Origin of the sequence: Tahibacter amnicola, from assembly GCF_025398735.1 — a bacterium.
In the GTDB taxonomy this organism is placed as follows: Bacteria; Pseudomonadota; Gammaproteobacteria; order Xanthomonadales; family Rhodanobacteraceae; genus Tahibacter; species Tahibacter amnicola.
This window is the reverse complement of the sequence record NZ_CP104694.1, coordinates 3351819-3366489: the sequence shown is the minus strand read 5'-3', so window position 1 is coordinate 3366489 and position 14671 is coordinate 3351819. Positions and strand designations below refer to the sequence as shown.

Sequence of the window (14671 nt, the reverse complement as noted above, 5' to 3'; positions counted from 1 at the left end):
CACTGCAGCGCGAACGTCGTCCGCCCGCCTGAGCCACGTTTTCCGCCCGGCCTGTGATCGTGAGTTGCTTCGCCCGCCAGGAGCCTCGCATGAAACTGAACGTCAATGGGCACGACCATGAAGTGGATGTGGAACCCACGATGCCGCTCCTGTGGGTGCTACGCGATGAGTTGCACATCACCGGCCCGAAATATGGCTGTGGCATCGGGTATTGCGGCGCCTGCACGGTCCATGTGGGCGGCGCCGCAGTGCGGTCGTGCGTGATGCCGGCCAGTGCTGTTGCGGCGCCGGTGGTGACGATTGAAGGGCTCGGTCAGCCCGATGCATTGCACGCGGTGCAGAAGGCCTGGATTGACCACCAGGTCGCCCAGTGCGGCTACTGCCAGTCCGGTCAGATCATGACGGCTGCGGCGTTCCTGGTGACAGTCCCCTCGCCCACCGACGAGCAGATCGACCAGGCGATGTCGGCGAACCTGTGCCGGTGTGGCACCTATCCACTGATCCGCGAAGCCGTGAAATCCGCCGCGAAGACCCTGCGGGGAGAGGCCCCTTGAGCCGCGCCAGCCGCATCACCCGCCGCGCATTCCTGATTGGATCGGCTGCCGTGGCTGGCGGCGTGCTGTTCGGCATCTACCAGGTGCGCAAGCCGCATCCCAACCCACTGCTGGCCGGCCTGAAGCCCGGCGAGGCGGCACTGACGCCCTGGGTCCGGATCGACAGAAGCGGTGTCACCCTCATCACCTCCCATTCGGATCTGGGCCAGGGCGCCTACTCGATGCAGGCAGCCCTGATTGCCGAGGAACTGGACCTGGAGTTCGGCCAGTTCGCCATCGAGCCCGGCCTACCGGCGGAGGCCTACTACAACCGCGCAGTCGCTTCAGAACAGGTGCCCTTTCACTCGCACGATGTGAGCTGGCAAGCCGAGACGATGCGGGACGTCATGGGCGGGATCTTCAAGGTCATGGGCCTGATGGTGACCGGCGGCTCTTCAGCGGTGCCGGACAGTTTCGACAAGCTCCGGGAAGCTGGCGCTGTCGCCCGCGAGACGCTCAAGCTCGCCGCGTCCCGCAAGACGGGAGTGCCGGTTGCGCAGTTGAAGACGGCGCGCGGCGCCGTACGGCTGCCCGACGGTACGGCGCTCATGTACACAGAACTGGCGGAAATCGCTGCAACGCTCGAACCCGTAGCGGATGTGACGCTCCGGGATCCTTCCGCCTGGCGCCTTGTCGGCAAGCCGATGCAACGTTTGGATATTGTCTCAAAATCCACTGGAACGCTGCGGTACGGCATCGACCTGGCAATCGATGGCATGGTACATGCGACGGTAAAGGTCAATCCGCGCCAGGGCGGAACGCTGATCCGCCACAACGACAGCAAGGCCAGAAATCTTCGGGGCGTCATGACGATTCTCCCCGTGACCAATGGCATCGCGGTCGTGGCGGACAACACCTGGCGCGCCATCCAGGCGGCCAGGCTCATCGACTGCGAATGGAGCCAGGCACCGTATCCGGCCGAAATGAAGGACCACTGGGCTGCCGTTGCCGCGAGCTTCACACCGGAGCGAATGGACAAGCAATGGCGCGACGACGGTGAGATGGACACTGCTCTCGCGCGGGAGGACCTCATCGAAGCCGAATACCGGGCGCCCTATCTCGCCCACGCTCCGATGGAACCCTTGAATGCGGTCGTCCGGGTAAACCCCGATAGCGTGGATGTGTGGGTAGCACACCAGATGCCACGCTTCGTGCAGCAGAAGGTCGCCGCGATCACCGGGATGAGACCCGAGCAGGTGCGGTATCACCAGCAATATGCCGGCGGCAGCTTTGGCCATCGGCTGGAGTTCCAGAACATCCTGCTGTGTACCGAAATAGCGAACCAGATGCGTGGCACGGCAGTGAAGCTCACCTATTCCCGCGAGGAGGATTTCGCCCACGACTTCCCGCGCCAGATCGGTATGGCACGTGGCAAAGGCGTCGTGAAGGACGGCAAGGTTCACGCGTTTGACCTGCAGGTGGCAACTGTCAGTTCATCGGCCTCGCAGGCGTCGCGGCTGGGCCAGTCCCGGCCGCCCGGTGCGGACGGCCAGATCGCGGCCGGCGCCTGGAACCAGCCGTTTGCCATTCCGCACTTCCGCCTGCGCGCCTACAAAGTGCCGGAGCTGGCGCCCACCAGTTCGTGGCGGTCGGTCGGCGCTTCGACACAGGGCTTCTTCGCCAACGCGTTCCTGGACGAACTGATTCATGCAGCCGGTGCGGACCCGCTGCAGGAACGTCTCCGGCTGTGCAACCACGACGTCTCCCGCAAAGTGCTCGAGGCAGTGGGCGAGCTGTCCAACTGGGGCTCCCCGCTGGAACCCGGACGCGGACGCGGTGTCGCCTTCGTAGACAGCTTCGGAGTACCCGTGGCCGAGGTGGTCGAGGTCACGAAGACTCCCAATGGCATTCGTATTGACAATGTATACACCGCCCTGGACGTCGGTCGTGTCGTCGACCCGGTGAACTTCGACAATCAGGTCAAAGGTGCGGTGATCTGGGGTCTGGGCCATGCGATGAACTGCGAAACCACCTATGCCGACGGCATGGCACAACAGACAAATTTCCCGCAGTTCCGGGGCATGCGCCTGGATCAGTGCCCCCGCATAGTCGTTCGCGGCCTGCAGAACGCGCCGCGTATCCGCGGTGTGGGCGAACCGCCGGTGCCGCCGGCGGCTCCGGCGCTGGCTGCGGCGATCTTTTCTGCCACCGGCCAGCGGCTGCGCGAAATGCCTTTCAGCAAATTCGTCACGTTCGCGTAGGGCAAGGCACCGGAAGGCTTCCCTATGGCAATCGTTCCAGCGCGTAGATCCTGACGCCATACGGCGGAACGCTGGCCGGCACGAGCAGTGTGTTTGCGTCGACCTGGTGCGGCACGGATGCATCGCTACGCCATTCGACGGTCCGGAAGGCTCCCGTCGGACGCGGAAATCGCACCGCGCCCGACCATACGCTGCCAGCGCCGTTGTAGAGCGCGACGGTGGTGTGACGGTCATCGGCATTGAGCTGATACAGCGCTGGCGGCCCCTCGACGGCTGCCGGCGCATAACGGGCTGCCAGCACGTCAAACAACTTGCCCACAATGCCCAGGATCTGCTGGCGCGCATCGTCCTGGAACAAGATGGGTGTGACCAGGTACACCTCCCCGCTTCCGATAGCGTAGCGGGTGATCAGCGGGTCGCCCGCCGCGTTGCGCGCGACGACGGCCGCTCCCTGCAGGGCCACCTTCGCGTAACGGTACGTGGGCTCGCCAAAACCGGTGCCGTCGCCCAGCCACACGGAGTTGTTCGATTGCGCTGTCACGCCGGTGAGCTCGACGCCGCTCAGTGACGCGTCGTCCGGCGCGACTTGCGCTGCATTGATCACCAGAACGCCCCCCGCGGCGACGAAGCGACGCACGCGATCACGCAGGGCCGGTGTCATGGCCTGCGCAGTGGCCAGTGCGAGCACGCGATGCCGGACCAGCGCAGGCGTGCTGGCCGTCGTCGTAAGGATGTCGAACACATCGCCCCAACGGCTCGTGCCCATGGGCTCCCACGGCCGCGGGTCTTCGCCCGCAGCCAGTCGTGCGCGGTACTCGGCCACGTTCTGCGGACCACCGGGCACCAGCGTTCCGTGTCGCTCGTGTCCGGGATAGGCCAGCTGCAGCAGGTTATCGATGAGGTGATCGCTGTCCGCATAGGGCAATTGGCCGTACCAGACACCGTCGCCCTGCAGGTACTCGCCGAATTTCGGATCGAAACCCGAATAGGGATCGATCATCAAAGCGAACGGTACGTGCGAACGCGGCCGGACCGGATGCCGGTCGATCGCGAACGCGGCAAACTCACCGACGGTGGCGCCCAGCGGATTTGGCGCACCGGAGGGATTGAAGTATTCAGCCGGCTCCATGTGCACGACATCGGCGCCCCCCATGTATGCCAGGTAGAGGTGACGTTCGAACCAGCTGGCCGACCATCCTCCGGTGAGGCGATCCTGCGCGTCGTACTCGGTCGGTGAATCGGTCCAGTAGCGCCACGTCGAAAAGTCAAATCCCCAGGCTTTTCCATGTTGCGTCCCGGCACCGCGATAGAAGCTCATGCCTGGGACGATACCGCTCAGTTCGTCGATGATGCGCTCGCCCATGACCAGGTCCGCTCCCCAGTCGTAGGCCCAGTGTGCCGTCCAGGGAAAGTCCGCCACGGCGGCGAACACATACCCGCGCTGTTCGGGTGTCCGGCCGAGCACGCCGCCCATGCCCAGGGTGTGGAGGTAGAAGTCGCGGTAACGCACGTAGTTTTGCTCGCGCGTCAGAGCCGCGCTCGGCGGCGGCCTGCCCTGCGCCCAGTCGCCGCCGCCCTGGTCAAACTCGGCCATTCCGTTCCAGACGATCCGGCCCTGCTCGGCAGATGCGTCGGCAAGACTGCGCAGTTGCGCCTCCAGCGTGGGAATGTTTTCCGGATCCCAGTCATACCCGTAGCTGGGCATGTCGCGATTGGCGGCCGGCATGTAGGCCGACAGCGCGAACGGCGAGCTGGCGATGTACGCCTGGCTAGCCGCCGACAGAGGCGCCCAGAAGCCAAAGCCGTTGAAGCCATACCAGGTCGCCAGCACAGCCGCCCAGGGCGCAGGATCGTTGCCCGAAATCTCAGCGAGGAAATGGAAGCGGCACCCCGCGACACATTCGAAACGGCCGGCGAAGATCCTGTCCTCGACGGTCGTCGCGGCTGGCAACGCGAATGGGGCGAATCCAAATGCCGCCGCGACGACGAGCCTTGCACTGAGTCGGTTCATGGCGCACCTGCCCTGGGTCCGGATGGAGAAGACGTGCACGAGTCACTAATTCACTCTCGCCGGGGAAGTGCTTCGCGGGCCAGGCAAAGTGCGAGCCAGTGCGCGATTCCGGCAGAAGAAGGCGAGCTCGGCGAAGGAAGCGAGCCTGCAGTGGATTGCAAAGCGGTACAAAGGGCAAAATGTCTGTCGTATGTCCGCGTTCCCATCTGCCCGGGAGAACCTGATGCCCCCCAAGAACACGATCTGCCTGTGGTACGACGGCGGCGCCCTGGACGCCGCTACGTTCTACGCAAAGATTTTCCCGGACAGTGCCGTGGGCAAGATCCTCCGGGCGCCCGGCGACTACCCGTCGGGAAAAGAAGGTGATGTGCTGACGGTGGAATTCACCGTGCTCGGCATTCCCTGCGTGGGCCTCAACGGCGGCCCCCAGTTCAAGCAAACGGAAGCGTTCTCATTTCAGGTGGCAACGGACGATCAGGTCGAAACCGACCGTCTTTGGGACGCCATTGTCGGCAACGGTGGGCAGGAAAGCGCATGCGGCTGGTGCAAGGATAAATGGGGATTGTCCTGGCAGATCACGCCGCGTGCGTTGACGGCTGCCATCACGGATCCCGATCCGGCGGCGGCCAAGCGCGCGTTCGACGCGATGATGGGGATGCGGAAGATAGATATCGCGACCATCGAGGCTGCCCGCCGCGGCTGAGGCGTACATCCGGCGCTGGCGTGCCAGCGCCGAGGTCTTCAGGCCCGCACGAAACGCACGGTTTCAGTGCCGACAAAGCCGGGAGGATGACTGGTCACTGTCTCGACCTGTTCGATTTCGTGCGGCAAGTCGGGAAGCTTCGCATCAAGCCGGCAATCGCGTGCCCGATCACCCGACCAGGAACGGCCCACCCCGACCCGCGCACATCTCGCCGCATCGCCGGAACGCGCCGCGAACTTCCCCGGCCTTGGCGTCTTCTTTGGCAACTCCCTCATCCTGCGGGCTGCCACACCCATGCGCTCAAGAAAACTGGCGGAAACCTGGCGTCGCAATCGCAGTTTCGTGCTCTTCCTGTTGCTGATGGTGGTGTTCCGCAGCTCATTGGCGGACTGGAACAGCGTTCCGACAGGATCGATGCTGCCGACGATCGTCCCCGGTGACCGCATCCTGGTCGACAAGATGGCCTTTGATCTCAACGTTCCACTGACGCACTGGAGTCTGCACCGGTTCGGCGACCCGGAGCGCGGCGACATCGTCACCTTCGACTCGGCCATCGCGAAGACGCGCCTGGTCAAGCGCGTCGTCGGGCGGCCCGGCGACACGATCCAGCTCGTCGACAACCGGCTTTTCGTCAATGGTCAGCCTGCACAGTACTCGGACTATTCGGAGACGCCCGATGGGCAGTACGCGACCGAAACGGTCGCCGGGGTGTCGCACCGCATCCGGCTCGATCGACGCAGCGCGAGCCGCTATGCCAACTTTGGTCCGGTCACCCTGCCGTCCGGCCACTATTTCATGATGGGAGACAACCGCGACAACAGTGCGGACAGCCGAGTCATAGGTCCGGTGCCGCGCGATGAGATCGTCGGACGGACGCGCCGTGTGGCAGCGTCATTCAATCCCGACAACTACTATCTGCCACGCAAGGACCGCCTGTTACGGACGTTGTAGACACTGTCCAAGGTGCGGGTTGCCGGGTTCCTAATGCTCGCCGCGGGCGCCTGCCCGGGCGAGCAACTGCAGGTCCGGGTCAAAGTCCTCAAAATGCATCAGGCCCAATGCGGGAAAGTCGATCAGCACGCCTTTCTGCAGGTACATCCATTCGGACTGTCTAAACGCGAAGGAAAACTCGCCCTCGTCAATGACTGCGACGACCACGCCGCGGTTGGTGGCACGCAGCAAGACTTCGTCACCGAGGATTACCACGTTTCCGTCGGAATAGATCATCGCCATCCACCCTATCGATTACTGACGTACTGCGCGATCCGAAAGACTGGGCGACGCATTTAGATCGTTCCAATTCAACGCTAGCACAAGCCCCCGCCCCGTCGCATGCTGCGACGCACGATCCGGCACCGGCTTGCTCTGGCTGGGAAACACCCCGTGCACCGTGCATATTGCGGATGTCCTGCTTGAACTCCGGAGCGATCCCATGCGTCGATGGCTGGCCACATACCTGCTTTGCGTCGCTCTGGCCCTGCCCGGCATCGCGATAGCGACGCAGCTCGCGCGCACCACGGCCGGGGAAACACTCCAGGAAGCCGCCGCAACCCGTTTCGCCCAGCTCGCCCTCAGCTGTCTTCACCAGGAATATCCCAACAAGATCTCGCACGTGATGCAGAGCGACGCCGATGTGCGTCCGCCGCGCCTGCTGACGCCTGCCTTCTATGGCTGCTACGACTGGCATTCCGCTGTGCACGGCCACTGGTTGCTGGTACGACTCCTTCGCCTGTTCCCCAATGCCTCATTCGCCGCCGATGCGCGCGCGGCGCTGGCGGCAAGCTTCACGCCGGAGAACATCGCCCGGGAAGTTGAGTATCTCGGCCATCCCAAGCGCGCCTCGTTCGAACGCCCCTATGGACTCGCCTGGGTGCTGCAGCTGTCGGCAGAATTGCGCAGCTGGAACGATCCGCAGGCCCGGCAGTGGACTGGTGCACTCGCTCCGCTTGAGACGCTGGCCGCCTCCAGGATCAGAACGTGGCTGCCCGTACTGCACTACGCCATCCGTACCGGCGAGCACGACCAGACCGCATTCTCCTTCGGACTGATCTGGGATTGGGCCCGCGTCGCCGGCGATGCCGAAATGACATCACTGCTGCGTACGACCGCCGGGCGCTTCTACCGCGACAATCGAAACTGCCCCCTCGCCTACGAGCCCGCCGGCCAGGATTTTCTCTCGCCGTGCCTGGCGGAGGCGGATTTCATGCGGCGCGTGCTGGCGCCCGACGACTACGCGAAGTGGCTCACGGAGTTCCTGCCGCAAATCCCGACGAAGCACAGCGCACAGTGGTTGGACCCCGGCGTCGTCACGGATCGCACGGATCCGAAGCTTGCCCACATCGACGGGCTCAATCTCAGCCGTGCGTGGATGCTGGAAGGAATCGCGCACGGGCTGAAACCGAAGGACAAGCGCGTAGCCGCACTGCGATCAGCTGCTGCACTCCACCGCGACACCGCATTGCCGGCAGTGACCGGCGAACACTACGAGGGCGGACACTGGCTGGGGACGTTTGCGGTGTACCTGACCAGCCGGGCGGGCGTCCAGTAGATGGACTACTTATTCCTTGGCACACGCCCACCGTGGGAAGACGTCGACCCGTGCGGGTTCGATGAAGGACTCTGCGCGCACATCACGCTGACGCGCAATGACGAAATCACGCTTGCAATGCACAATCGCTCGGAATCACCTCGTCGTGGCGCTCTCATCCCATAACAAAGCCCTGCTGCAGATCCACTTCTGCGTGATGCTGTGGGGCTTCACCGCTATCCTGGGAAAGCTCATCACCTTGCCGGCGATCGCACTGGTGTGGTGGCGAATGCTCGTGGTGACGCTGGCACTGCTGCTCGTTCCCCGCGTCTGGCGCAACCTGCGCGTTCTGCCGGGCCGTCTTGTGGCCATCTATAGTGGTATCGGAGCCGTCGTCGCCTTGCACTGGCTGACCTTCTACGGGGCGATCAAGCTGGCCAATGCCTCGGTGGCGGTCACCTGTGTTGCACTGAGCCCGGTCTTCCTCGCACTGGTTGAGCCCTGGATCGCGCGGCGCGCATTCGATCTGCGCGAGCTGCTGCTGGGAATGGCTGTCGTGCCCGGTGTCGCACTGGTGGTCGGCGGTATGCCGGGTCATATGCACAAAGGACTGTTTGTCGGCGTGCTGTCAGCGGTGCTGGTCGCGATCTTCGCCGCCTTGAACAAGCGCTTCGTGAATGAGGCAGACGCGCTGACGGTTACCGGCATCGAACTGGGGGCAGGTACCGTGCTGCTGACGCTATTGGCACCGCTATTGCCCCACACCGGCGCCCTGTTCCCGCTGCCGGGCCTGCACGATACGTTGTGGCTGGGCGTGCTGGCCTTTGGCTGCACCCTGCTGCCGTTCACCTTGTCGCTGGTGGCGTTGCGCCACCTCAGCACCTTCACCACGCAGCTGGCAATCAATCTGGAGCCGGTGTATGCGATCGGGCTTGCCGCGCTTCTGTTCGGCGAGCAGCGCGAACTGGACCTGCGGTTCTACGTGGGTGTGACGATCATTGTTGGCGCTGTGTTGGTACAGCCACTCCTGGCGAGCGGCAGAGCGCGGCGATAGCTGATTGCCAACCGCCGCGCTCGTGGCAATGCCAACTCGAATATCACCCCGAGTGCCATCGCTTGCCTGACCGACGAAAGTTGGATCCGGTTAGACCGCATGGCGCAAATCCGGTAGCGGGTGAGATAGCCAGCTCACCCGCCGGGTCACCGCAATACGCTGACCTCAATCGCGCCCGCCCGGACTGCTGCCCGCACTAGCCAGCGACGAGGTTGCCGCAAGATACCGCTGGATCGCGGCATTGCAATTGGCTTGATTGCCTGGACTGGTTCCACCGCATGACAAGGCCATATCGTTGGCAGCAGAGATCACTTGCATCCGCAGACGAACACAACCACTGCCGTCAGCACGCGGGTGGCCCGAAACCAGTTTCAAAGTGTCCGGTGCCGCTTTCTTGCCCAGTGTGTCCACCGACGCATGCGGACCCGTTTCAGCAATCGCGTCTGCAACGGCAAGATCGATGACAGTGGTTGATACCGAGGCAGCATCCGTACGGGTGATGATGAACTGGTCCGCAGAACGAATAAACTGCGTCGTCTCACGCGCACCATCCTTCGTACGCACCGACGTCACAACGTCGCCCTGGATGGTGACTGTCTTGCGATCCGTAGGGCTGTCTTCCGTCGTAAAGACGAGTGGCTGAGCAGCCTGCACGGCCATAGAAATGGCAAGACTCAAGACAACTGCAATAGCACGTTTCATTCCAACTCCTGATCACTCGTCGCCAACGTGAAAACGACGTAATCACCGCTCCGGTTGGCGGGAGAAGTGCGGACGATCGGGGTCAACACGCTCAGTTTCTTACCTGCGCCCCGCTACCACTGTGCGCGCTGAGCTTCGCCCACCGTTGGCGCGCCCTCCCGCCACGTCCGGAGGAAACGCAGCCACCTTGCGTACTGCGTTCTGTACCCCTGTACAGGACGTCCTCCATGCGTTTCCCGACCTGGTTCACTGCAGCCCTTCTTGCCTGCGCGAGCCCCGCGCTGTTAGCCCATGAGGGCCCCGTCGACCCGACCTTCGGCGCTGGCGGCATGGCGCACTACGGCTTTCTACCCGTCAACAACAGCGGGCTGGCGGACGCGGCCATCGTGGCCTGTCCGTCCGCGGGCGACACGTTGACGGTGGTGGGCGAAGCGTCGCAGCGCGAGCGCATCGTAACGGCCCGTGTCAGGGCCGACGGCAGTTACGATACGTCGTTCGGTTCGCAGGGCAAGGCATCGTTCCTGTTGAAGCGAATCGACGCCGACCAGCCACCGGGGCTATGCCAGTCGGATGGCAATCTGGTCGTGGCCCGATCACACCGGCTTTCCCCGGGAGCAGACCAGAACATCCAGATTTTCCGGATCAGCAGAAGCGACGGGCAGCTGGATCCAGGCTTCAGCGAAGACGGCGTCGTCATGCTCGACCTCGATGCATACCAGGCAGGCACGCTCTCGGACGAGCAGCCGCTGGGGCTGAACATGCTGTCGAACGGCGATATCCTCGTTACCGGGCGTGTCCGGCTGAGCACGACCGGGTCGAGTGACCGTGCGTTTGCCGCGCGCATCACCGCCACCGGCGTGATCGCATCCGTGGCAGTGCTCGATCATCCCTCGACGTCAGCGGCGAGCGGCGGTGAGGTCGGCACGGACGGCCGCATCTGGATCTACGGCGAAGGACTTCAGACAGTCGCGGGCGAGACGCGCATGGTGCCGTTCCGCGCGGGCCTGAACTACGCCAGCCTCGCGTGGGAGTCCGCGCCGGTAGATGCCCCACTGCCCGGGACCGGTAACGTACTGGTGGGACCTGGCCGCTCGGTCCGTCCCGGGGTTTTCGTCGCCCCGGCGATGATCCTGCCACCTGGCAATGTTGTTCACCCTGCCCTGGTCGTCTTCCGCCCGGGTGGCCGCACCGTGCTGCCTTTGCCATATCCCATGCTGGCCGAATCCGCAGCGACCGTCAGCACGCATTACGGCCGTCAGGGAGTCACTGTTCTTCCAGGAGGCAGGGTGATGTATGGCGCCGCAGTGGCTGCCGCGCTCAACCAGCCGGACGTCGGCGTCTACTTCGCCATGGCAGCCATCGGCGAAACACCCATGCGCGATCGCGTCGAAGGCGCGTTTACACCAACAGGCGCAGGCACGGCGCAATACCGTCACGCAGAATGTCCCACGCAGCAGTCGCGCCAGAGCTTCGCGCGGATGACTGTCTGGATGGGAAAACCGGTATTCGTGGGGGACGTCAGTGCGAACTGCACGGACGCGTTGGACACGGATTACCTCGTAGGACGCATCGCCAGCAACTATCTATTTGCGGACGATTTCGATTAAAGACCGACGGCATGCGGTGATCTGCAGGGCCCGGCCGTGCGGTCCCCTGCGGCGACCACACGCTACGAATTCAAGAGCGGTCTCGGCGCGCTTAGCGGAAGCGCGGCAGTGGCATCTACCGAGCGCCGCCTTCACGCGTACTCGCCAGCAAGGCACTGGCCCGCGTGACCAGGTCATCGGTTCTGCCTTGCCGCCGGGTGAGCTCTTCCAGCATCGCAATGGCTTCCTCGCGTCGCCCGTCCAATGCCAGCGCTTCTGCTTGGCGGAACCGCGCGGTGCCCAGCCACGGGTGATCGGCCCCCATCGCGCCCGCCGCTTCGGCTTCGGCGCTGGCCCAGTATCCGGCAGCGTCCGCATGCGCGCCGGTCAGTCGCGCCTGATTGCCGAGTGCACCGAGCGCGAATGCGACCATCCGGTTGGGTTCACTGCCGTAGGCGCGCCGCATGGCCTCCACCAGGCCGGCCAGCAGTGCGCCGGATTCGGCGTACTTCTCCAGCTTTTGCAAGGTCGTGGCGAGATTCATGCGGGCACTCAACGTCCGCGCCGCCGCGGGGCCATGCATGCGTAGCTGCAATCCGTAGTGGCGACGCAGATACACCACCGCCTCCTCCATCTTTCCAGCGCGCAGCAGCGCCTCACCGATGGCACTCTCGATATCAGACCGCACGCCGTCCACCTCATGGTCCAACCCGTTGGCCGCCGGCGGATGCAAGGTGTTGTGCAGCGCCAGTGCACGCTGGAGCGCTGCGATGATTTCCGCTTCAAGCGCGGTCTTGTCGGATGCGCTTTTCAGCAAGGCCTTGCCCACGCGCGCGGTGGCGTAGAGCGCGAGCACGTGCTCGTTGGAGGCCTCTCCGAAATGCAAGGCGATACGCTCGCGGTTCTGGTCGATCAATACCTTGCCGTCGTCCACGCGGCCCAGGTCGGCCAGGGCAATGGCCAGCAGACTGACCGTGCGCGCATCGGGCGCCGCACCGGCCGGCACGCTATCCAGGGCCCGTCGGAACGCCCGCTCGGCATTCACCGGATCTTCCATTCCCTGGAATGTCTGCCCAAGTTCCGCATAGGCCTCGGCAGCGACTTCCGGCTGGCCGCGAAATTCCGTCTCCACGGCATCGGTTGCCTCGATCAATGCTTCCTTGATATTCCGTGTACCGGATTGAGCGCCAACAGGGTTGGCCGTTCCAATGACGCGCATCAGGAATCGACGCGTCATCTCGGCGCGGGCCAGAGCCTTGCGTGCGGCGTCCCGCTCCACTTGCAACGCTTCGCGTTGCCACGTCACCGTCAAGGCATACGCGACGACCAAGGTCAGGACCAGCGCCGCAGCGGTGACAATGGCCCAGTGTCTGCGGATCCGTTTTGTCGCGCGGTACCAGGCATCGGGTCGCGCAGCAATGGCTTCTGCGTTACACCAGCGGATCAGGTCTTCTGCCAGGTCGCGCGCGCTCAGGTAACGCCGTTCCGGCTCGCCGGCCATCGCCTTGCGCACAATCGTGTCGAGATCACCCTCCAGGATGGCCGACACGCGTTCCGCACGGACACCCGTACGCGCCAGCTGCCGTTCGGGATTTGCCAGGACAGCGACACTCGGCGGAACGGCCCCTTCCTGCATGGCCGCCACTAACGCCGCCGGGTTCTGGTCCACGGCCCGGAACGGTCGCGTTCCGGTCAGCAGCAGATAGGTCAGCACGCCAAGCTGGTAAACATCACTGGCGATCCCCACTGGCGCACCCGACAGCTGCTCGGGGCTGGCGAAATGTGGCGTGAAGACCCGGGTCGCGCTGGCCGGGTCCTGGTCGGTATGCGCCAGCACTTTGGCAATACCGAAATCCAGCAGACGGATCGCGTTTCCGTCAGCACACAGCAGTACGTTGGCCGGCTTGATATCGCGATGGACCACCAGATGCCGATGCGCGTGGTCGACAGCCAAGGCCACTTCGATCAGCAATCCGACGCGCTCGCGGACGCCAAGGCCGCGACGGTCACAACCGACGTCGAGCGGATCACCGTCCACATATTCCATCGCCAGCCACGGCCGCCCGTCCTCCGCACGGCCGGTGTCAATGAGACGGGCAATACGCGGATCGTTGAGCTGCGACAGGATCGCCGCCTCGCGGATGAACTTGCCGAAGGCATCAGGGCGCGCCATGCCGGTGGCGATCAGCTTCAGGGCAGCGAACTGCTCACCCTCCTCCAGGCCGCGCCGCGCCAGGTAAACCTCGGCCATGCCGCCAACGCCCAGGTGACGCTGAATGACCCAGCTGCCGAAACGCGTCCCGCTGCTCACGTCCGTGAATTGCGCCAATGCCCCTTCGAGCATGGGCTGGGACATCAGTACATCCAGCACACTACCCGTGTCGGCCAGGGCCAGGAGTCGTTCGATACGGGCGGCAACCACGGGATCATCCCGCCGCAGATCACGCAGCCAGACGACGCGATCGCTCTCCTCCAGGTCGATGGCGTGGCTGAGCAACTGGTCGAGCTTGGCCCAATCCTCCGGATCTGACGCGGTTCCATTCATAGTGCGTAATCTCCTGGCAGATCGGCCGACGTGTTCCCGGACGGGGATGCCATGCCGTCGTGGCGGCAACGGCGTGATGACATCCAATACGCGGCCGCGCCGCGGAAACGACATCCGGGGCGGCGCTCAGACCAGGCTATCGGTCAGCCAGATCCGCGCCCTCACCCATTCGCGCTGTATCTGCCGCAACGTGACGCCGTAGAGCTCTGCAATCTGCTCCAGTTCCAGTCCGCCAAAGACCCGGTACTCGATGATCTGGGCCAGGCGCTGGTCCCGCGATTCCAGCACCTTCAGGGCCACTTCGATGGCGAGCACGTTCTCCGGCGCTCCCAGCTCCATCGCGTCCACATCGCCCAGTTCAACGCGAACACCCGGAGAACTGCGCTTATCGGCCGCCTTCTGGCGAACGTAGTCGACGATGATCTGTTTCATGACCCGCGCGCACAGGGAGAAAAAGTGGCGTTTTCCCTCGACGCTCAGCTGTTCGCTCGCATTGAGCTTGGAATACAGCTCGTGCACCAGCACGGTAGGGGTGACCGTGGATGACCCGCCGCGTGCCAGCAGGCGGTGGGCAATGGCCTTGAGTTCCTGGTAAACCAGCGGGAAGACCTGGTCGATGGCCCCTTTGCCGCCCGAGTCGCCGTTGAGCATCTGCGTGATGGCACCCAGATTCTCCTCGAACGTTTCGCTGTCCACGTGGCGCCCTCCCCTGGTCCGTCATTGGCCGCTCGCGGTGCGGGGAGGCGCGG

12 protein-coding genes are annotated in these 14671 nt (G+C 64.2%); 7 read left to right on the top strand and 5 right to left on the bottom strand.

The features are described 5' to 3' along the window. Positions 1-89 precede the first annotated feature (89 nt). Both N4264_RS13970 and N4264_RS13965 read left to right on the top strand, forming a co-directional pair. Positions 90-554 carry a (2Fe-2S)-binding protein gene (locus tag N4264_RS13970; RefSeq protein WP_261692864.1) on the top strand — a complete coding sequence of 155 codons (465 nt, stop codon included), beginning with the start codon at positions 90-92 and terminating at the stop codon, positions 552-554. Beyond that, the gene (locus tag N4264_RS13965) at positions 551-2794 is read left to right on the top strand and encodes a xanthine dehydrogenase family protein molybdopterin-binding subunit (protein ID WP_261692863.1); all 2244 of its coding nucleotides are present in this window, start codon (positions 551-553) and stop codon (positions 2792-2794) included. Before N4264_RS13970 ends, N4264_RS13965 begins: the two co-directional genes overlap by 4 nt. A gap of 22 nt (positions 2795-2816) precedes the next feature. On the opposite strand, the gene N4264_RS13960 is transcribed toward N4264_RS13965, so the two are convergent. Next, positions 2817-4805, bottom strand: a complete 1989-nt coding sequence (locus N4264_RS13960; RefSeq protein ID WP_261692862.1) for a hypothetical protein — start codon at positions 4803-4805, stop codon at positions 2817-2819. Positions 4806-5028: 223 nt separating this feature from the next. Here N4264_RS13960 and N4264_RS13955 point away from each other — a divergent pair, with 223 nt between their 5' ends. Together N4264_RS13955 and lepB are read left to right on the top strand one after the other, a co-directional pair. After that, positions 5029-5508, top strand: coding sequence for a VOC family protein (locus N4264_RS13955; RefSeq protein ID WP_261697625.1), 480 nt, complete (start codon positions 5029-5031; stop codon positions 5506-5508). A 294-nt stretch (positions 5509-5802) separates the two neighbouring features. After that, complete coding sequence (gene lepB / locus N4264_RS13950; protein WP_261692861.1) at positions 5803-6459, top strand: signal peptidase I; 657 nt, start codon at positions 5803-5805, stop codon at positions 6457-6459. A gap of 30 nt (positions 6460-6489) precedes the next feature. Here the strand turns inward: lepB and N4264_RS13945 are convergent, their stop codons facing one another. Then, on the bottom strand, positions 6490-6735 hold the full coding sequence (locus N4264_RS13945) for a hypothetical protein (protein ID WP_261692860.1): 246 nt from the start codon (positions 6733-6735) through the stop codon (positions 6490-6492). Positions 6736-6940: 205 nt separating this feature from the next. Here N4264_RS13945 and N4264_RS13940 point away from each other — a divergent pair, with 205 nt between their 5' ends. Then, the gene (locus N4264_RS13940; protein WP_261692859.1) at positions 6941-8056 is read left to right on the top strand and encodes a DUF2891 domain-containing protein; all 1116 of its coding nucleotides are present in this window, start codon (positions 6941-6943) and stop codon (positions 8054-8056) included. Between the two features lie 145 nt (positions 8057-8201). Beyond that, positions 8202-9089 (top strand): DMT family transporter, encoded by an 888-nt coding sequence (locus N4264_RS13935; RefSeq protein ID WP_425508272.1) that lies wholly within the window; start codon positions 8202-8204, stop codon positions 9087-9089. A gap of 165 nt (positions 9090-9254) precedes the next feature. Here the strand turns inward: N4264_RS13935 and N4264_RS13930 are convergent, their stop codons facing one another. Beyond that, complete coding sequence (locus N4264_RS13930) at positions 9255-9791, bottom strand: hypothetical protein (protein ID WP_261692858.1); 537 nt, start codon at positions 9789-9791, stop codon at positions 9255-9257. 227 nt (positions 9792-10018) lie between these two features. Here N4264_RS13930 and N4264_RS13925 point away from each other — a divergent pair, with 227 nt between their 5' ends. Further along, a complete protein-coding gene (locus tag N4264_RS13925; protein WP_261692857.1) occupies positions 10019-11398 on the top strand; it encodes a hypothetical protein in 1380 nt (459 codons plus the stop codon). A 115-nt stretch (positions 11399-11513) separates the two neighbouring features. Here the strand turns inward: N4264_RS13925 and N4264_RS13920 are convergent, their stop codons facing one another. Beyond that, a complete protein-coding gene (locus N4264_RS13920) occupies positions 11514-14036 on the bottom strand; it encodes a serine/threonine protein kinase (RefSeq protein WP_261692856.1) in 2523 nt (840 codons plus the stop codon). A gap of 12 nt (positions 14037-14048) precedes the next feature. After that, a complete protein-coding gene (locus N4264_RS13915) occupies positions 14049-14618 on the bottom strand; it encodes an ECF-type sigma factor (RefSeq protein ID WP_261692855.1) in 570 nt (189 codons plus the stop codon). Between the last annotated feature and the right edge of the window lie 53 nt (positions 14619-14671).